15 protein-coding genes are annotated in these 18,938 nt (G+C 62.7%); 7 read left to right on the top strand and 8 right to left on the bottom strand.

The features are described from left to right. Position 1 precedes the first annotated feature (1 nt). The 4 genes from UP09_RS29395 (at position 2) to UP09_RS29410 (ending at position 3,591) form a co-directional block, all read left to right on the top strand. Complete coding sequence (locus tag UP09_RS29395) at positions 2–652, top strand: FMN-binding negative transcriptional regulator (protein WP_044541864.1); 651 nt, start codon at positions 2–4, stop codon at positions 650–652. Positions 653–1,141: 489 nt separating this feature from the next. After that, entirely contained in the window at positions 1,142–1,402 is a 261-nt protein-coding gene (locus tag UP09_RS29400; RefSeq protein WP_044541865.1) for a PepSY domain-containing protein, read from the top strand. 85 nt (positions 1,403–1,487) lie between these two features. Then, on the top strand, positions 1,488–2,210 hold the full coding sequence (locus tag UP09_RS29405; protein WP_044542627.1) for an ROK family protein: 723 nt from the start codon (positions 1,488–1,490) through the stop codon (positions 2,208–2,210). Positions 2,211–2,307: 97 nt separating this feature from the next. Then, positions 2,308–3,591 carry a cystathionine gamma-synthase family protein gene (locus tag UP09_RS29410; protein ID WP_044541866.1) on the top strand — a complete coding sequence of 428 codons (1,284 nt, stop codon included), beginning with the start codon at positions 2,308–2,310 and terminating at the stop codon, positions 3,589–3,591. A 500-nt stretch (positions 3,592–4,091) separates the two neighbouring features. Here the strand turns inward: UP09_RS29410 and UP09_RS38860 are convergent, their stop codons facing one another. From UP09_RS38860 to UP09_RS29430, 4 genes are all read right to left on the bottom strand, one after another. Then, the gene (locus UP09_RS38860) at positions 4,092–4,241 is read right to left on the bottom strand and encodes a hypothetical protein (protein WP_156164836.1); all 150 of its coding nucleotides are present in this window, start codon (positions 4,239–4,241) and stop codon (positions 4,092–4,094) included. A gap of 354 nt (positions 4,242–4,595) precedes the next feature. After that, positions 4,596–5,501, bottom strand: a complete 906-nt coding sequence (locus UP09_RS29420; protein ID WP_156164837.1) for a DUF2971 domain-containing protein — start codon at positions 5,499–5,501, stop codon at positions 4,596–4,598. Positions 5,502–5,776: 275 nt separating this feature from the next. Beyond that, positions 5,777–6,547: a DUF4145 domain-containing protein gene (locus UP09_RS29425; protein ID WP_044542628.1), complete on the bottom strand. Its 771-nt coding sequence runs from the start codon at positions 6,545–6,547 to the stop codon at positions 5,777–5,779. A 114-nt stretch (positions 6,548–6,661) separates the two neighbouring features. Further along, complete coding sequence (locus UP09_RS29430; RefSeq protein ID WP_044541869.1) at positions 6,662–10,429, bottom strand: vitamin B12-dependent ribonucleotide reductase; 3,768 nt, start codon at positions 10,427–10,429, stop codon at positions 6,662–6,664. An 813-nt stretch (positions 10,430–11,242) separates the two neighbouring features. On the opposite strand from UP09_RS29430, the gene UP09_RS29435 reads away from it, so the two are divergent. Then, positions 11,243–12,136, top strand: coding sequence for a DMT family transporter (locus UP09_RS29435; protein WP_044541870.1), 894 nt, complete (start codon positions 11,243–11,245; stop codon positions 12,134–12,136). A gap of 216 nt (positions 12,137–12,352) precedes the next feature. On the opposite strand, the gene UP09_RS29440 is transcribed toward UP09_RS29435, so the two are convergent. The 3 genes from UP09_RS29440 to UP09_RS29450 form a co-directional block, all read right to left on the bottom strand. Beyond that, positions 12,353–14,590, bottom strand: coding sequence for a CHASE3 domain-containing protein (locus UP09_RS29440; protein ID WP_044541871.1), 2,238 nt, complete (start codon positions 14,588–14,590; stop codon positions 12,353–12,355). Positions 14,591–14,607: 17 nt separating this feature from the next. Next, positions 14,608–15,012 (bottom strand): response regulator, encoded by a 405-nt coding sequence (locus tag UP09_RS29445; RefSeq protein ID WP_044541872.1) that lies wholly within the window; start codon positions 15,010–15,012, stop codon positions 14,608–14,610. Between the two features lie 367 nt (positions 15,013–15,379). After that, the gene (locus tag UP09_RS29450) at positions 15,380–15,916 is read right to left on the bottom strand and encodes a BA14K family protein (protein WP_044541873.1); all 537 of its coding nucleotides are present in this window, start codon (positions 15,914–15,916) and stop codon (positions 15,380–15,382) included. Positions 15,917–16,193: 277 nt separating this feature from the next. On the opposite strand from UP09_RS29450, the gene UP09_RS29455 reads away from it, so the two are divergent. Further along, positions 16,194–16,604: an NADH:ubiquinone oxidoreductase subunit NDUFA12 gene (locus UP09_RS29455; protein WP_044541874.1), complete on the top strand. Its 411-nt coding sequence runs from the start codon at positions 16,194–16,196 to the stop codon at positions 16,602–16,604. 579 nt (positions 16,605–17,183) lie between these two features. On the opposite strand, the gene UP09_RS29460 is transcribed toward UP09_RS29455, so the two are convergent. Next, positions 17,184–17,873 carry a DJ-1/PfpI family protein gene (locus UP09_RS29460; protein ID WP_044541875.1) on the bottom strand — a complete coding sequence of 230 codons (690 nt, stop codon included), beginning with the start codon at positions 17,871–17,873 and terminating at the stop codon, positions 17,184–17,186. 112 nt (positions 17,874–17,985) lie between these two features. Between UP09_RS29460 and UP09_RS29465 the strand changes: the two genes are divergently transcribed. Next, positions 17,986–18,924 carry a GlxA family transcriptional regulator gene (locus UP09_RS29465; RefSeq protein WP_044542629.1) on the top strand — a complete coding sequence of 313 codons (939 nt, stop codon included), beginning with the start codon at positions 17,986–17,988 and terminating at the stop codon, positions 18,922–18,924. The last annotated feature ends 14 nt before the right edge of the window (positions 18,925–18,938 follow it).

An 18,938-nucleotide genomic window follows, 5' to 3' on the forward strand; every position in this document is an offset into this window, starting at 1 on the left:
CATGCACATCCTCCGTCCCCAGTTTCGCATCGAGGAGCAACGCGCACTGGCGTTTGCAGCGGAACGCGGCTTCGGCGTCATCGTCGCTACGGATGTGCGCGGCCCGCGTGCCTCGCATGTGCCGTTCGTGATCGAGCGGCGCGACAGCAGCGTGATCGTGCAGATCCATCTCACCGCCAGGAATCCACTGGTCGAGCTCGCCGACGGCATTAGGCGATTCCTGCTGATCGTCTCCGGTGACGACGCCTATGTCTCCAACGACTGGTACGCCTCGCGCGACAACGTCTCGACCTGGCTCTACGAAGCCGTGCATCTAAACGGCGTCGCGCATCTGCGCGAGCGCGACGAAAACCGTGGCCACGGCGACGCGCTGCTCAGCGCCTCCGAGGCGCGGCTGCCGAAGCAACCCTGGGATCTCGCGCAGATGGAGCCGGAAAAACGCGAGAGCATGCTGTCGGCGATCCGGGTGATCGATCTCGTCGTCGACGAGATCGAGGGGCAGTCAAAACTCAATCAGCACAAGAGCGATGCGGATCACGTCGCGGTCGCCGATCAATTGGCCCGCGCGGTGGAGACGGGACACCGGCGGCTCGCGGACAAGATGCGGGCGCTGCGGCCGGGGCTTGGGTATGAGTCGCGGCGCGATGACTAGGTCGATGAGTCCTATGCAAACGCGCTGTTAAGAATTGCCTCGCGCTGATTTTCTCGATTCCGATTCGTTCTTTGCGAACAAAATGGAGTCGTATGGAGAACGTGTCGTGCTCCGCAATCAGAATCCTGTAGCCCGGATGCAGCCAACGGGTCGCGCGAATGCGCGCCCGATGACAGGCTCCACGAAATCCGGGACCCTCAACGCGTGGTGTCCCCGGATTGCGCTGCGCTCCATCCGGGCTACGAACCTCGTCCGTGTTAAGAACTGCGCGACATCAGAACGTGCGCAAACTTGTTGTTAAGAATCAATCCGCGCCGATTTGTCCGATTCCGATTCGTTCTTTGCGAACAAAGTGGAGTCGGACGGGGAACAAAGCTGCGGCGATACCGCGTCAGGATCGCCACCAAATCGCCGCAACATCCGATCTGCTTTGCCGGAACGGATTGCCCCGCTCGCTCGTTCTTTACGGCTGACAGACAGGAGTGATCCATGCGAAAATTCATCCTTCCCATCGTCGCAGTGCTGGCGTTTGGCGCGGCGACGCCGGCCATGGCGTATGATTCCGGTGACCAGATGTCGATGCAGGCTGCGATCGGCGTTGCCAACCAGCTCGGCATCATGACGGTGTCCCACACCGAGTTCCTTGGCGACGAATGGGAGATCGAGGGCCGCGACGGCCTCGGCCGCTGGATGAAGGTCGATGTCGACGCGCAGACCGGTGAGGTGCGCAATGTCGATCGCAGCTGGTAATCGCGTTCGTTAAGCCCGCGTTTTTCGCTTGCTATGACGAGGGGGCGCATCTTTGATGCGCTCCCTCGATCAGCGGCGTGAAACCATGGCCAAGAAAACGAAGAAGACCAGGAAGCGGACATCCCGGCGAACCGTCCTGTCGATCGACATCGGCGGCTCCCACGTCAAGGTCATGACCGACAAGGAGCGTGTCAGGCGCGAGTTCGAGTCCGGCCCGGATCTCACGGCCAAGGCGATGGTGAAGAAGGTCCAGGAACTCACAAAAGACTGGTCCTACGACGTCATCTCGATCGGCTATCCCGGGCCTGTGGTCCACAACCGTCCCTTAAGGGAGCCCTATAATCTGGGCCGCGGCTGGGCTGGCTTCGACTTCGAGGAGGCGTTCGGCCGCCCGACCAAGGCCGTCAACGACGCGCTGATGCAGGCGATCGGCAGCTACCAGGGCGGCCGCATGCTGTTCCTCGGCCTCGGCACTGGCCTCGGATCAGCGATGATCGTGGACGGCATCTTCGAGCCGATGGAACTCGGCCATCTGCCGTACCGCAAGGGCAAGACATTCGAGGATGATGTCGGCGCCGCCGGCCTCAAGCGCCTCGGCAAGACAAAATGGCGCAAGGTGGTCGACGACGTCATTGCGCGCCTGTTCGCCGCACTGGAGCCCGACTACGTCGTGCTCGGCGGCGGCAATGCCGAGAAGGTCGACAAGCCGCCGAAGAAGGTGCGGTTTGGCGACAATGCGAACGCGTTCGAAGGCGGGTTTCGGTTGTGGGCGAGGGAAGGGACTAAATCGACCCGCCTGCGCCAATAACGCGTCAAGCGGATCGGACAAAGCTGGACTATGCTTGCGCTGACGAGTCCGGGAATCGCCGCGCATGCGGTGGTCCCTCAAGCCAAGGAGACCAGCCGTGGTGAAACCGTTTCCATCAAAGACCCACATCGGCAATCACACGCTGCATCCGGAAACCCTGATGCTGAACTACGGCTACGATCCGCAATTGTCTGAAGGAGCCGTCAAGCCGCCGGTGTTCCTGACCTCGACCTTCGTGTTCCGGACCGCGGAGGACGGCAAGGACTTCTTCGACTTCGTCTCGGGCCGTCGCGAGCCTCCGGAAGGGATGGGGGCTGGCCTGGTCTATTCGCGCTTCAATCATCCCAATAGCGAGATCGTCGAGGATCGGCTCGCGATCTATGAGCGCACCGAGAGCTGCGCATTGTTCTCCTCAGGCATGTCGGCGATCTCGACGGCAGTGCTGGCGTTTGTGCGGCCGGGCGACGTGATCCTGCATTCCCAGCCGCTCTACGGCGGAACCGAAACGCTGTTCGCCAGGACGCTCGCGGGTTTCTCGATTGGCGCGGTGGGCTTTGCCGACGGCATTGACGAGGCCGTCATTCGCGCGGCCGCGGAGGAGGCGATGGGCAAGGGCCGTGTTGCGATGATCTTCATCGAAACGCCGGCCAATCCGACCAACGGCCTGGTCGATATCGCGCTGGTCAGGCGCGTCGCCGACATGATCGGCAAGGCGCAAGGGCATACGCCTGTGATCGCCTGCGACAACACGCTGCTCGGGCCGGTGTTTCAGCGGCCGATCGAACATGGCGCCGATCTGTCGCTGTACTCGCTCACAAAGTATGTCGGCGGCCATTCCGACCTGATTGCCGGCGCCGCGCTCGGCTCGAAGAAGCTGATGAAGGACGTCAAGGCCCTGCGCGGCGCGATCGGCACGCAGCTCGATCCGCATACCTGCTGGATGATCAGCCGTTCGCTCGAAACGCTCAGCCTGCGCATGGAACGGGCCGATCGCAACGCGCGGATCGTGGCCGACTATCTGCGCGACCATCCCAAGGTGGCGAAGGTCCATGATCTGGCCCACCACGACCCGGCGTCCCCCGCCGGCCGCGTGTTCGCGAGCCAATGCAGCGGCGCCGGCTCGACCTTCTCGTTCGACATCGTCGGCGGTCAGCCTGCCGCCGAAAAATTCCTCAACAGCTTGCAGATCTTCAAGTTGGCGGTGAGCCTCGGTGGCACCGAATCGCTCGCGAGCCTGCCCGCGACGATGACGCATTCCGGCGTGCCTGCGGATATCCGGCAGCGGATTGGCGTGCTCGACACCACGATCCGGCTGTCGATCGGCATCGAGCATCCGTCGGATCTGGTGGCCGATATCGCGCAGGCGTTGAGCGCGGTGTAGGCAAATGCGTAGGGCGGGTTAGCGCAGCGTAACCCGCCGGCTGGATCGCGAAGAACGGCGGATTACGCCTTCGGCTAATTCGCCCTACGCTCGCTATTTTGATACGATCTGTATCTGACGCTGAAACAGCAACAGACTGAAAACATCGGATGCCGGCCGGGAAGGTTTGGTTAACGTGACTCACCTCCACTCCTCGCGGGGCTTAAAATCGCGAAGGGGCATCAGATGAGCATCTCATCAGCCACAACGGCATCTAATTCTTATTCACCGCTCGACCGACTCCAGCAGGAGCTTGCAAAGGAAGTCTCGAGCGGCCAGATCTCCTCGACCGACGCAACCGCGTTGTCGTCGGCACTCGACGATATCGACTCTGCGATGAAGAGTGGCGCGAGCAGCGCGTCGTCGGGCAGCGGCGGAAGCCCTCCGTCGCCCGACGCCATGCAGTCCAAGATCGATGACCTGATTCAGAATGAAGTTTCGAGCGGGAAGCTGACGTCCGATCAGGCCAGCGAGTTGAAGAACGTCTTTGCCAACGCCTTCTCCGGCGGCCCCGGATCGTCGGCAGACAGCAGCGGCAGCTCAAGCAGCAGCGGCACGTCAACCAGCAGCGATTCCTCGTCAAGCACGTCATCGTCGGCGTCGTCAGACACCGACAAATTGCTTCAGGAGCTTCTCCAGGCCCTCCAGAGCTCGATGGGCCAGGGTGCTTCGTCGTACAACGGGAGCGGGTCCTCGTCGTCGTCAAGTGCGGCGAATACGTCGCTTGTGGTCAATTACACGACGTAGGCTCAGTGAGTAGGGCGGGTTAGCGTAGCGTAACCCACCGACTCGCGGAGTTGGCGGATTACGCCTTCGGCTAATCCGCCGTACGCTTGCTGACCACACGAGGTAAGTAGCCCGCATGAGCGAAGCGACATGCGGGGGAGTTATGGTCAGCTGGCGGAGCAATCCCGGATATCGCTGCGCTCATCCGGGCTACGCTCGCTTGCCAACGTCATTTGCGATCAAAAGCGGAGCGACGACTTAGTTTCCCCAACCAGAATTTCAAAGCCATTGTGAGCGAAGAGTTCGTACGTATGAGACGAACGCGTCAACTCGTCGGTTTCATTGCCGGGGCCGATGGTAACTCTAGGAATGAGGGGGTTGGAGCCCGGTTTGCTCGGCGCTTCGCCATCCAAGCGAGGAGCCAGGTTGAACTTACAATAGGCAACCAATCCAAAAGGGCTCTTTGAACGAAATTCCATTTGCCCATCGCCTTCAATGCCAGTTGCTCGAACCAACCGCCATTCTCGCTCAAGCTGGAACGAGCCGGACTTGAAGAACGGGGCGTAGCTAAGAATCAGTCGACAGAGGAAGTTGACGACATTTCTCAAATCGTCTTGGTTCAGAGGTTTCCGGAGAGTGCTCAGTTTGTGAAGGTTATCCCTCAGCACTGCGGTCGCGATCGCTAATGTTCGCTCCTCGCCGTATAGTACCGGGCCGAGTGTGAAACCTTGAGCGAGGGCAATTTCCCGAAGTTTGCGGGTGTCAAACCCTAGCGAATAGCCGGCTCTACCAGCGTATTGAAACCAATGCTCGTTCCGATCTTCGTCGACGCAAAACGAACAGATGAAGACATTCCATGTATTATAAAGGCCTGACACAAGGTCGGCTATTCGATCGCTCTCATCCTGCCCGAAGAGCTGTTTAAGTTCCTCGCGCATACGCGCGATCAAATGGGTCGCGAAAGTAGATATCTCCCGCTTATCGTTAAGGTATCTGTATTCGGTACACCAAATGGCCTTGTTTTTCACGATCCCAATTACAGACTCGGCGTTAGTGTAATGCCATAGAAAATCGGGGGGAGCTGTCTCTTCCCACATAAAGTCAGGGATTGGGCTCGTCTTGATGCCTGAATCCGTCCTCGCCACGATTTCTATCCCCCGGGGCGTTGAGTGTTTGGTGCCGACCGATCTTTACGTTGCTTGGATAACACGCGCATTGGTTGTGGATGGTCCCCGAATAGCCAAAGTGCAACAGTAATAGCAAGTAGCGCGCATGAGTGATGTGCGAATGTCATTCGGCGCTATCCCGCCTAGCAGCCCCGGATATCGCTACGCTCATCCGGACTTCGCTCATCCCGACTACGCTAGTTAGTCTGCCTCATGGGCTCAGTCTTTATGACAGACTAGCCGTTCCGGATGGCTTACTCTCGCGTAGGTTCTCTTGCGGCGTTCTTAGTTAGCTCTGCCTTCCCCTCCGCAATCTTGGCTTTCTTGTCGGCAGCTATCGCAGCTATTTTGGCCAATCTGTGCCGTCTATTGTGCCGAGCGACATACCATTCCTCGAACAGCATCTCGATCAACTCGATCAAAGCTTGCGCCTCACCGGGATCAACTTCAACGATTAGGTTGATATCCCTTTCCATGTGAGCACCGATATTGCCGATCGATCTTACCTGGTCGATGGCTTCTGCGCTTTCGTGAGTTACTCCCGCGGGTGCTTGGCCAGAATCTATCTTTGTTCTGAGCTCCTTGATCTCAGCGTCCAACGTGCCCTTGGCTATGCCGCAGAAATCTCGAATCATCCCCTGCAAGCAACGACGTGCGAGTGTAGCGCTTGCTTTCGGACTCAGGTCCCGGATTCGGCAAGCTTCGTAATAGTCTGCGACCAGTGGCCGCGGAATGCAGTCGGGCTGTGGGATAGCGCTAGACTCGGGAAGGAGGCGCCACTCCCTAATCTGGTCTCCGAACTTGTTTTGACCTGGGCCGGCGCGATTTATCCACTCGTGAAGATAAGCGTACAGCGTAAGCTTTTTGCAATTGTTGTTGAGACAAGAGTAGGCGACGAGTTTGACACCGACGTCGCCAAGATCAAGTGGTGTCAAATAGAGGTAGTTTAGATCGGCATGGCGATTGGCTTCCGTAGCGATTTGACGTCGCGAGCAATGAGGGCATGTCCAATTAAACTGGGTCATGAAACAGCCGCCAATAACGGACGCCAAGGCTAGCGCACTGCTGAAGAACGGTAAGGGCAGCCATTTGGGCCGCCCCTCCGCGCCATTGTCGCTCCTTCAAACAAACCGAAGGGCTCACGAACACCCCGTCGTGCTTCCACACGTATCGCACTTCATGCACGTCCCATTCCGCACGAGCGTGAAGTTGCCGCACTCTGAGCACATCTCGCCTTCGTAGCCCTTGGCTTTCGCCTCGGCGCGACGTTCGGCCTTGCTGGGTGCGGCGGCGGCCGCGGCTCCCGCCTTGCTCCACTGTAGCGCCTCGAGCTTCTCGGTCGGCGAGAGGTCGTGGTTGGCTTCCTGCTTCAGCGCGACTGCCCCTTCCAATGTGTCGGAGACCCGCGAGGTGGCGCTGTGCGAGGCCAGCGACGTGACGCGGGAGCCGCCGGCAGGGGCACTGTCGGAGTTCGCGCTCACTGCCGTCGAGCCGCCGCGCATCACCACGAGGTTGTCGGTGCGCGAGCGGGTCAGGCCCTTCGACAGATACTTCGTCGCCTGGTGGTTCTGGGTCTCCGGGTCCTTGCCTTCCTCGACGCCCTTGCCGAGCGCGTCGAAATTGCTCTCGCGGGGATCGACATGGGCGAGGTCGAAGCGGCTCATGTAGCTGACCGCGAGCTCGCGGAAGACATAGTCGAGGATCGAGGTCGCGTACTTGATCGAGTCGTTGCCCTGCACCGGGCCCGCCGGCTCGAAGCGGGTGAAGGTGAAGGCGTCGACATATTCCTCCAGCGGCACGCCGTACTGGAGGCCGAGCGAGACCGCGATCGCAAAGTTGTTGATGAAGGAGCGCAGTGCGGCGCCTTCCTTGTGCATGTCGATGAAGATCTCGCCGATCCGGCCGTCGTCATATTCGCCGGTTCGCAGATACACCTTGTGGCCGCCGACAACCGCCTTCTGGGTGTAGCCCTTGCGTCTATCAGGCATCTTCTCGCGTTCGCGCATCACGACGATGCGCTCGACCAGCTTCTCGACGATCTTCTCCGAGACCTGGGCGGTACGCGCCGCCATCGGCTTCTCGTAGAACGCATCCACCGCATCGTCCTCGTCCTCATCGTCGGAGATGAGCTGCGAGTTGAGTGGCTGCGACAGCTTTGAGCCGTCACGATAGAGTGCGTTGGCCTTCAGCGCGAGCTTCCACGACAGCAGATAGGCGGACTTGCAGTCCTCCACCGTGGCGTCGTTCGGCATGTTGATGGTCTTCGAGATCGCGCCCGAGATGAACGGTTGCGACGCCGCCATCATGCGGATGTGGCTCTCGACCGAGAGGTAGCGCTTGCCAATTTTGCCGCAGGGATTGGCGCAGTCGAATACCGCATAATGTTCTGGTTTGAGGTGCGGCGCTGATTCCACCGTCATCGCGCCGCAGATGTGGACGTTGGCGGCCTCGATCTCGCGCTTGGAGAAGCCGACGGCCGCGAGCAGGTCGAAGCCGGGGGCGGCGATCGCCTCGGCTGAGATGCCGAGCGTGTTGCGGATGAAGTCCTCGCCAAAGGTCCATTTGTTGAAGGCGAACTTGATGTCGAACGCGGTCGGCAGCGCCTTCTCGACTTTTGCGATGGCTTCGTCGGTGAAGCCTTTTGTCTTCAGGGTCGTGGCGTTGATGCCGGGGGCGTTCGACAGCGAGCCGTGGCCGACGGCGTAGGCCTCGATCTCCGCGATCTCGCTCTCGCGATAGCCGAGTACGCGGAGCGCTGCCGGCACCGCCTGGTTGATGATCTTCCAGTAGCCGCCGCCGGCGAGCTTCTTGAACTTGACCAGCGCGAAATCAGGCTCGATGCCGGTGGTGTCGCAATCCATCACGAGGCCGATGGTGCCGGTCGGCGCCACCACGGTGGTCTGGGCGTTGCGATAGCCGTTGACTTCGCCGAGCGCGAGCGCGTCGTCCCAGGCGAGCTTGGCGTGCGCGACGATGTCGGCCTGCGGGCAGGAGGCATGGTCGAGCGCCACCGGATTGACGGCGAGCCCCTCATAGCCGCGGCTTTCACCGTGCGCGGCGCGGCGGTGGTTGCGGATCACGCGCAGCATATGGCCGGCGTTCTTCTTGTAGCCGGGGAAGGTGCCCAATTCCGCGGCCATCTCCGCCGAGGTCTTGTAGGCGATGCCGGTCATCACGGCGGTCAGTGCGCCGCAGAGCGAACGGCCTTCCTTCGAGTCATACGGCAGGCCCATGGTCATCAGGAGGCCACCGATGTTTGCAAAGCCGAGGCCGAGGGTACGGAACTCGTAGGAGAGTTCGGCGATCGCCTTCGACGGGAACTGGGCCATCATGACCGAGATTTCCAGCACGATGGTCCAGAGCCGGCACAGATGCTCGTAGGATTCGATGTCGAAGCGCTTGGCTTCGACATTGTAGAAGGTGAGCAGGTTGGCGGAGGCGAGGTTGCACGCCGTGTCGTCCAGGAACATGTATTCCGAGCACGGATTGGACGCGCGGATGTCGCCTGACGATTTGCAGGTGTGCCAGTCGTTCATCGTGGTGTTGAAGTGCAGGCCCGGATCGGCGGAGGCCCAGGCGGCGTGGCCGATCTTTTCCCAGAGGTCGCGCGCCTTGAGCGTTTTCGTGACCTTCTTGGTGGTGCGGCCGATCAGGTTCCAGTCGCCGTCGGTCTCGACAGCGCGCAGGAAATCGTCCTTCAGCGAGACCGAGTTGTTGGAGTTCTGGCCGGAGACGGTCAGATACGCCTCCGAATCCCAGTCGGTGTCGTAGATGTCGAACTGGATGTCCTTGTAGCCCTGCTTGGCGAACTGGATGACACGCTTGATGTAATTGTCGGGCACGAGGCTGCGGCGCGCGAGTTTGATCTCGCGGCGGAGCGCAGGATTCTTCTCGGGATCGAAGCAGTCGTCGCCACTGCCTTCGCAGTTGACGCAGGCCTTCATCACGGCCTTGAGGTGCTTCTGGTTGATCTTGGATCCCGTGACGAGCGCTGCAACCTTCTGCTCCTCCTTCACCTTCCAGTCGATATAGGTCTCGATGTCGGGGTGATCGACGTCGACCACCACCATCTTGGCGGCGCGGCGCGTGGTGCCGCCACTCTTGATGGCGCCCGCCGCGCGGTCGCCGATCTTGAGGAAGCTCATCAGGCCGCTCGAGCGGCCGCCGCCGGACAGGCGCTCGCCTTCGCCGCGCAGGCGGGAGAAGTTGGAGCCGGTGCCGGAGCCGTATTTGAACAGGCGCGCCTCACGGACCCAGAGGTCCATGATGCCGCCCTCGTTGACGAGGTCGTCACTGACGCCCTGGATGAAGCAGGCGTGCGGCTGCGGATGCTCATAGGCCGACTTGGACTTCGTGAGCTTGCCCGTGAAGGGATCGACGTAATAGTGGCCCTGGCCGGGACCATCGACGCCGTAGGCCCAGTGGAGACCGGTGTTGAACCATTGCGGCGAGTTCGGCGCGACCATCTGTTTTGCCAGCTGGAAGCGGATCTCGTCGAAGAAGGCGAGGGCATCTTCTTCGTTCGAGAAGTATTTGCCCTTCCAGCCCCAATAGGTCCAGCAGCCGGCGAGGCGGTCGAACACCTGCCTGGCGGAGGTCTCGCCGACGATGCGCTCGTTCTCGGGCAGCAGGCTCAGCGCCTCGGTGTCGGGCACCGAGCGCCACAGCCAGGACGGCACGGTCTCTTCCTCGACCTTCTTCAGCTTTGCTGCGACGCCGGCCTTGCGAAAGTACTTCTGCGCCAGCACGTCGGAGGCGACCTGCGACCAGAAGTCGGGAACCTCGACATTCTCGGCCCGGAACACGACCGAGCCGTCGGGATTGCGGATTTCCGATGTCGTCAGCCTGAAATTGATCCCGGCATAGGGAGATTGTCCGCTGGTGGTGTTGCGTCGTTCAATGCGCATGGTCGGCCCCGTCTCTTCTTCTGACCGGTCCCGCGTTTCCCGCAGGTTTGCCGGTAATGTTATCCTTGAGCGAACTTTCGGAACACGCGAGATCGACCCGCTCTCCCGTCATTCGCAGCTCAGCCGGTAGACCCGGCCTGTTTCTCTCATCCGCGGGGAAGCCGGCTTTCACCGGCCCTGCGGCGGCACGTCCTCGGTCGGTCCGGAGATCCGGGCCTGCCAGGCCATGCATTCAACGCCCCAACACGTCACACGACACGCCACTTGCACGCATCTTTGCGGGCCGGTTCCGGCCTCTGATTTTTCGAGCCTTGCGGCCCGTCTAGGCGCCCCTGAGATGGTCCAAAATCAGGGCAGACAAACCCTTCACCCGCGGCCCAAAGGGCCTGGCGGAGTGGTCATTTTGGAACCCTTGTGGGAGCGACCGGCGGGGACCCAAACACACTCGCGCCGAACAGGCAGAAAGCTAGGCCATGTCTGTTGCGCCCGTCAAGGACTAGTACGAGTTTCTGAATCAAACACTAAATATGGTGGACAGTGGGGGATAACAGGGGGCAATGCCGCGCCTGTGATGGCTCCAAGTATCGGTGAGTCCTCAGGGATTCCCAAGCCAAAAAAATCTCATTTGGGCTGTGGATCGGAGCTTCGCCCCGCTGTTCACAGGCGAACTATTTATCGGCGCCTGCGGATTGATTTTTAGGGACTCACGTAAGCCTACGGGCAAAGCATGGATCAGGCATGTCAGGCGCGTGATGGTCGGGCGACAAAATCGCAGGCAAGGTGACCTCTGATTCCACACCCCTGCCGGGTCCCATGACAGTTCCGACACCGCCTGCGCGGGCGCGCCTTGCGCCCGCTGGCCTGATGTTCCTCGCCATCACCTCGGTGGGCTGGGGCTTCAACTGGCCGGTCACAAAATTCCTGATCGGCGAGCTGCCGCCGCTCACCTTGCGCGGGGCGACCGGCGTGATCGGCGCCGCACTTCTCGCACTCCTGGCGCTGCTTCGGTCGCAGAGCCTTAAGGTCGAGGCACGGCTCTGGCCGCGGCTCGTGCTGTATGCGGTGCTCAACGTCACCGGCTGGATGGTGCTGATGGGGCTCGCGCTGCTTTGGCTGCCGGCGAGCGAGGCCGCGCTGATCGCCTACACGATGCCGGTCTGGGCCTCGCTGCTGGCCTGGCCGGTGCTCGGCGAGCGGCCGACGCTGTTGCGCACGATTGCGCTGGTGATGGCATTCGCCGGGCTCGCCGCGATCATGGGCGGCAACGGCGTCAGCGCCAGCGAGGAGAAGCTGCCCGGCATCATCATGGCGCTGTGCGGCGCCATCGCCTTTGCGCTCGGCACGGTGCTGGCGAAGAAATATCCGCTCTCGATGCCGCCGATCCCGGCCGCAGCCTGGCAGATCGGGCTCGGCTGCGTCCCGATCGCGATCGTGGGCGCGTTGATGGAGACCACACATCTCGATCGGGTGACAACGCTGGGCTGGTGGCTGCTGGTTTACTCGACCGTGATCCAGTTCTGCGTCGCCTATGTCGCCTGGTTTGCCGCGCTCGCCCGCCTGCCGGCCTCGGTGGCGGCGATCGGCACCATGGCGGTGCCGGTCATCGGCGTGGTGGCGTCAGCGATCGCGCTGCACGAGCCGCTCGGCCCGACCCAGATCGTGGCGTTGGTCTTCACGCTGTTCGGCGTGGTGCTGGCGACGCGCTAGACTAGCGGCGCGCGAGCTGGGGCGAGGGGCGCTTGCGTGATTTCGGAATAATGGAATAATGCCGCTGAGTTGCCCGACATGTCAAGGTGTCGTGTCGCGCGCCGGCAGCCGCCGGCTACTTTGCATGGGGTTGTTTTCGATATTTTGGCAGTACGCTCCTGCGGCAGGCGGGCTCCGCAGGCGGGGAGAGGTTAAGCAAGCGAGGCTCGAGACCAATCATTCCGTCAGCGCCTGCTGGATCATCCGCGCGAGCTGCGACTTGCGATAGGGCTTGGCCAGCAGCAGCACGCCGGCATCGAGCCGGCCGTGATGCACGATCGCGTTCTCGGTATAGCCTGACGTGTAGAGCACTTTCATGCCGGGGCGCCGTTTGGCGACCTCGTCGGCGAGCTGCCGGCCGTTCATGCCGCCGGGCATGATGACGTCGGTGAACAAAAGATCGAATGTCTCTCCCTTGTCGACCAGCGCGAGCGCGGCGCGGCTGTCGGGGGCCGCGATCGTCTTGTAGCCGAGGCTTGCGAGCTGCGTGGTGACGTAATTGCGCACCAGCGCGTCGTCCTCCACGATCAGGATGGTCTCGCTGCCGCGTGGCACCGGCGCCAGCGCTGATGGCTCCACCGCGATCTGGCCGCGGGCGGGCTGCAGATAGAGCTTGATCGTGGTGCCGTGGCCTTGCTCGCTGTAGATCTTGATGTGGCCGCCGGATTGCTTGACGAAGCCGTAGACCATGCTCATGCCGAGGCCGGAGCCCTTGCCGACCTCCTTGGTGGTGAAGAACGGATCGAACACCTTGTCCTGCACCGCCTGCGACATGCCGGTGCCGGTGTCGCTGACCGCAAGCAGCACATAGCGGCCCGGCGCGACGTCGGGATTGGCCGTCGCGTAAGCCTCGTCCAGCACGATGTTGCTGGTCTCGAACAACAGCTTGCCGCCCTCGGGCATCGCGTCGCGCGCGTTGATCGCCATGTTGAGCAGCGAGTTGGCGAGCTGCGACGGATCGATATGGGCGTTGGCGACGTCGGGGGCCAGCACCGAATTGATCTCGATCTGCTCGCCGAGCGTCGGGCGCAGCAGCTTGGCGATGTCCTGCACGGTGCCGTTGATGTCGACGGTGCGCGGCTCCAGCGGCTGGCGGCGGGCAAAGGCGAGCAGATGCTGGATCAGCTCGCGGCAGCGCTCGGCGGCGCGGTCGATCAGCTCGGCGGTCCTTGCGAGCGTCGGCTGGCCGCGCAGGCTTTCGACCAGCGTCTCGGTGGTGCCGGTGATGATCGTCAGCATGTTGTTGAAGTCGTGCGCGACGCCGCCGGTCAGCTTGCCGATGGCGTCGAGCTTCTGCGACTGTTGCAGCTTGTGCTCGGTTTCGCGCGAGGCGGTGATGTCGTGATAGACCAGCGCCGCACCGGTGATCTGACCTTCGCCATCGCGCAGCGGACGGCCGGAGACCACGAGGTGGATCTGCGGTGCGCCGCGGACGGGACGGGCAATGAACTCCAATCCGTCGAATTCCTCGCCGCGCAGCGCCTTGGCCGACGGCATGTCCTCGACCTTCATGGTTGTGACGCCGTCGGACTGGAACACGTTGCTGAGCGCGCGCAGCAGTTGGACTGTCATGCCCGGCTTGTAGCGCAGCATCTTCGAGGCGGCCGGGTTGGCGAGCAGCACAGTGCCTGATGTGTCGATCACCAGCACCGCCTCGGCCATGCTGCGGAAGGTGGTTTCCATGACAGCGGTGGAGCGGCGAAGCTCTTCGAGGGCGGCGGCGAGATCCTTGGTGCGTTCGGCGACCTTGGCCTCGAGCGACAGGTTGGTCGCCTGCGTCGCGGTCAGCGAGTCCTGGAGCACGCGCCGCGAGCGCCGGGTCGTCAGCGTCAGCACGGTCGCCAATAACAGGATCAGCGCGACGCCGGCGAGGTCGATCGCCAGCAGCAGGCGGCCATAGGTCTTCGATTGCTCGGTGCGGACCGCGAGCAGGCGGCGCTCTTCGGTGACCAGACGCTCGAGCTCCGCACCGACCTTGTCCATCAGCGCGCGGCTCTCGCCCGCGGAGATCAGCGCTGCAGCGCCGGCGGTGTCCCCGGCGCTGCGCAGCCTGATCAGTTCGGCGCCGAGCGCAATGCCGTGGTCGACTTGCGTCTTGGCTTCCGCGAGCAGTTGCGTTTCCTCGGGCGCTGCCTTCACCGCCGCGATCAGGCTGTCGAATGCGGAGGTGAGAGCTTTGCTCTGTTCGCGAAATTCGTCGGCGAAGGACGGGTCTCCGGTCAGCGCGTAGGCGCGCGCCGCGCTCTCCACGCCGCGTGGCAATGGCCGCGTGTCCGATATCCGCTTGAGGATGCTGAGCGTGCGATCGGCCGATTCGATCTCGCTGCGTGACTTGACGTCGAGCCCGATCGACGCCGCACTGATGACGAGGAGGATCGCGAGGCCGCTGCCGAGGATGAGACGCTGGGAAGCCATGACGCCGGGATGAGCGGTTATTTCGAGAGGCGAGCGGACGAGGGCGACTTCGCGAGGCAATCGTTGATGGCGGCGATCAGCGCCTGCGGCGTGAACGGCTTGCGCAGGCAGGCCGCCGCGCCGAGCTCGATCGTCATCCGCAGGAAATCCGGCGCCCGGTCGGCATTGGCGAAAGCATAGCCAGACATCGCGATGATGGGGATATCGGGCGCACGTTCATGGAACACGCGGACCGCCTCGAAGCCACGCATATGCGGCATGAAGACGTCGACCAGCATCACATCGAAGGTCGCACTTTCCAGCGCGCGCATGCCGGTCTCACCGCCATCGGCGACGGTGACCTCGAAGCCCTGGCGCTGCAGGCAGACCTCGATGGCAACGCAGACCATCGGGTCGTCATCGACCACGAGAATGCGCGGCACGGTGCTTCCTCTTCAGTGGGCTTCGCGTGCCGGCGACTCGCTTGGCCCGTTGCGTGATTAAGTCGGAACGGAGACGGGTAGTCTGTATGATAGAGTGCATATGTCGTTTGATGACAAGCATAATCCCAGCTAGTCGTGACACATCACCTGCATTTGTCCACCCGTTGATTGCAGGCCCGGATTACAATTCCATGACCGCAGTTCCCGTCGCCGGCCGCGCCCCGATGTTGCCGCTCGGCGTCACACTCGCCGTGATCGACAATTGATTCTGCCGCACGCGTCTCGCGCCCCCGCGTCAGCCGACTCGCACGCATGAAAAAGGGCGGCGTTGCCGCCGCCCTTTGATCATCACGAATTCAGGCCGGCATTACGGGCAGGGATGCCGCAGGCCGTCATTGCCGAGATACGTGCCCGAAGCCGGGTCGTAGGACCTGAAGCGCTGCACGCAGTAGCTCGCATCGCCGTCCGGCGCCGCTTCGACTGCGACAGGGGCGCTGTCGTCATCGTAGTAGCCGTTGCTGTTGTCATAGTAACCGGGGCCGTAGCCATAGCCGGGGCCGTAATAGCCGTTGGCAGCGATCGCGCCGCCGACCACTCCGCCGACAACCGCACCGGGCCAGAAGCCGCCGCCGCCATGACGATAGCCGCCACCGCCGCCGTTCCAGCCGACCCGGCCACCGCCTCCGCCGCCCATCCGCTGGCCGCCGCCGATCGCTCCGCCGCCCGGACGCGCGCCGACACCGGGCCGAAGATAGGCGCCCGCGCCAGCGCCGCCGCCCGGCCTGGCGACAGCGCCACCGCCGTGGCCGGCTCCGCGAGCCGGGGCTTGGGCAAAGCTTTGAGTTGGCAGCACCAGCGGCAGCGCAAGCGCCGCGGCAGTGCCCAGAACCTTCAGATTGATCATTTCAGACTCCATGAAACCAGATGATGTCTAACCTTTGCTGAGGTCAGACGTTCCCGCGCGGCACATTGATTGTCCGTTATCTTTGCTTCGCAGCCGGCGCATGTATGGTGCGTGAATGCGAAAGCCTCCTGCCGCGTCATTTGGTCGCCGTCAGGGGTATCCTGGCCCGGTCCGACCGGGCGGCAGGCCGGCCGGCGGCTGGACATTTGGGGGTTCAGGTGGCATCAGAGCCTGACTGTCTCGAACCCAAGACTTGTCTCGAACCGACCGGCCGCGCATGAAACAATTCCTGCTCAAAGTCTTCACCTGGTGGAACGGCCAGACCTTTGGCACGCAATTGTGGACCTCGCGCTACGGCGAGCTGGTCGGCACCGACGAGCAGGGCAATCGCTACTATCGCACCAAGGGCGGCAAGATCGACCCGACGCTGCTCTTTGAGCGCCGCTGGGTGGTCTACAACGGCTATGCCGAAGCAACACGGGTACCGCCCGGCTGGCACGGCTGGATGCATCACACTGTCGACGTCCCGCCGACCGAGCAGAACTACACGGCGCGGGAATGGGAGAAGCCGCACGTGCCGAACATGACCGGCACGCCGCAGGCCTACCGCCCGTCCGGCTCGACGCTGGCGAGCGGCCGCCGTCCCAAGGCGACTGGCGACTACCAAGCCTGGACGCCCGGTAACTGATTCATCTTCCTGGAAGATTTTCACGAACGCGTCTGGGTGCAACGCAAGCGTGCCTGTGAACAGCGGTAACAGCGGGGACAGCCGCGCCCGGGCGAGCTTCTGCGCTTGCGCCAGTCCCGGGTTAGCGGCTCAATAAGGACATCTTACGGAGATGGGAGACCATCGCGTCGGATCGGGCTCCAGATCGCGACTGTCCCGATGAGCAGCGGCTTCCGAGTAGGACACGGCCAGGAGATAGGCCCTTGGTGCAGATGTTCTGAAATCGCCCGCTAATGTGAGGCCACCGTGAGACAGGAAAGGCCGCCCGGGAAACCAGGCGGCCTTTTTCTGTTGGCGATGACTGCCGACTTTTGCTTCGAGCGGTCTGTCCAGGAGCTCGGTTCACCACTCCCGCTTGCGGGCAGGGCTATCACTGCCAAAATATCGAAAACAACCCCATGCAAAGTAGCCGGCCGGTGCCAGCGCTCGACATGACAACTTGACATGTCGGGCAACTCAGCGGCATAATTCCATTATTCCGAAGTCGCGCAAGCGCCCCTTGCTCCCGACGATCGCATATGGCGTTTGCGGACTTCCTTGCTACTGCGCGAGCCGCGCCGCGGCACGCTCCATCTGTTCCGTGCGGCGCACCTGCGAAGGCGCGATCCGCTCTTTCACCGAAGCGAGCACCTCCGCCGGCGCGGTGTCGGGCGAGCCCGCATTGAATGGGGGTGCCGGATTGTATTCGATCCCGAGCTGGATCGCTTCCGCCATCCTGCGGTCGACCAGCTCCGACACCAACGTCAGCGCAAAATCGATTCCGGCGGTGACGCCGCCACCGGTGAAACGGTTGCGGTCGACACAAACGCGCGTCTTGGTCGGGATCGCGCCGAAGCCTGCGAGGAAATCGATCGCGCTCCAATGCGTGGTGGCACGATAGCCCTTCAAGAGACCGGCGGCGCCGAGCACCAGCGATCCCGTGCAGACCGAGGTGATGTACTTCGCGCCGGCGGCCTGTTTGCGCAGGAAGGCGAGCATCTCCTCGTCGCCCACCATGTCGTTGGTGCCAGCCCCGCCGGGCACGCAGATCACGTCGAGCTGCGGGCAATCGGCAAAGGTCGTGGTCGGTGTCAGCACCATCACGGAATCGGTCGGGACGGGCTCGATGCGCTTCCAGATCAGATGTACCTTGGCACCGGGAACTGCGGAGAACACCTGCAGCGGACCGGTAAGGTCGAGCTGGGTCACCTTGGGGAATACGAGCAGTCCGATCTGCAGCGACGTCGACATCGATAGCCTCCAAATTGCGCTTGACGGGACCACCATGGCATGGTGGCCTTTCGTCCAAAATGCCATATATCCCTCATTTCAGGACATGGCACTTCTGCGAAAGGATTTGACGATGATCGGCGTCCTGATCTTTCCCGACTTTCAGTTGCTCGACGCGGCCGGTCCGATCGCAGCATTCGAGATCGCCGCGCGCTTTGCCAACGATACGCCCGCGATCCGAACGCTCGCGGTGAAGGCCGGGCCGGTGCGCAGCTCATCCGGCGTCGAGATGCTGGCGCGCGGGCTGAAGCCATCGGCGGCGATCACGACGCTGATCATCGCCGGCGGCAATGGCGTGCGGACGCCGGCCACATGTCCGACCACGCTTTCGTTCGTGCGGCGCCTGGCAGGGCGCGGCGTTCGTATCGCCAGCGTCTGCTCGGGCGCCTATGTGCTGGCGGAAGCGGGTCTGCTTGACGGCCGCCGCGCCACCACGCACTGGCAGCGCACGCCGCATTTCGTGAAGGCCTATCCGAACATCAAGCTCGAGCCCGACCAGATCTACGTCCGCGACGGCAACATATGGAGTTCGGCCGGCATCTCTGCCGGAATCGACCTGTCGCTGGCGATGATCGCGGAGGATTATGGCGAAGAGGTCGCGCAGAACACCGCGCGGCAGCTCGTGCTGTATCATCGGCGCAGTGGCGGGCAGTCGCAATTCTCCTCGCTCTTGGAATTGAAGGCGCCGAACGGCCGCTTCGGGCCGCTGCTCGCCTGGGCGCGCGAAAACCTCGATGCGCCGCTGACGGTCGAGGACCTCGCCGACAAGGCCGGCATGAGCTCGCGGCATTTCACCCGGGCCTTCATCGCCGAGACCGGCACCACGCCGTCGAAGGCGGTGGAGCGGCTGCGGATCGAGGTGGCGCGACAGCGCGTGCAATCGTCGGGCGAAGCGATCGAGCGCGTCGCCGAGATCACCGGCTTTCGCGATCCCGAACGGATGCGCCGGGCCTTCATCCGCGCCTTCGGCCAGCCGCCGCAATCGCTGCGCCGCGCGGCGCGGGCCGGATAGGGCGGCGATCCATA

This window comes from Bradyrhizobium sp. LTSP885 (assembly GCF_000938305.1).
GTDB lineage: Bacteria > Pseudomonadota > Alphaproteobacteria > Rhizobiales > Xanthobacteraceae > Bradyrhizobium.

Bases quoted from the DNA above. Each gene is read 5' to 3' on its own strand.
- UP09_RS29465 (WP_044542629.1), top strand. From the start codon at position 17,986: ATGATCGGCGTCCTGATCTTTCCCGACTTTCAGTTGCTCGACGCGGCC.
- UP09_RS29395 (WP_044541864.1), top strand. From the start codon at position 2: ATGCACATCCTCCGTCCCCAGTTTCGCATCGAGGAGCAACGCGCACTG.
- UP09_RS29440 (WP_044541871.1), bottom strand. From the start codon at position 14,590: ATGGCTTCCCAGCGTCTCATCCTCGGCAGCGGCCTCGCGATCCTCCTC.
- UP09_RS29450 (WP_044541873.1), bottom strand. From the start codon at position 15,916: ATGATCAATCTGAAGGTTCTGGGCACTGCCGCGGCGCTTGCGCTGCCG.
- UP09_RS29400 (WP_044541865.1), top strand. From the start codon at position 1,142: ATGCGAAAATTCATCCTTCCCATCGTCGCAGTGCTGGCGTTTGGCGCG.
- UP09_RS29425 (WP_044542628.1), bottom strand. From the start codon at position 6,547: ATGACCCAGTTTAATTGGACATGCCCTCATTGCTCGCGACGTCAAATC.
- UP09_RS29405 (WP_044542627.1), top strand. From the start codon at position 1,488: ATGGCCAAGAAAACGAAGAAGACCAGGAAGCGGACATCCCGGCGAACC.
- UP09_RS29460 (WP_044541875.1), bottom strand. From the start codon at position 17,873: ATGTCGACGTCGCTGCAGATCGGACTGCTCGTATTCCCCAAGGTGACC.
- UP09_RS29430 (WP_044541869.1), bottom strand. From the start codon at position 10,429: ATGCGCATTGAACGACGCAACACCACCAGCGGACAATCTCCCTATGCC.
- UP09_RS29455 (WP_044541874.1), top strand. From the start codon at position 16,194: ATGAAACAATTCCTGCTCAAAGTCTTCACCTGGTGGAACGGCCAGACC.
- UP09_RS29435 (WP_044541870.1), top strand. From the start codon at position 11,243: ATGACAGTTCCGACACCGCCTGCGCGGGCGCGCCTTGCGCCCGCTGGC.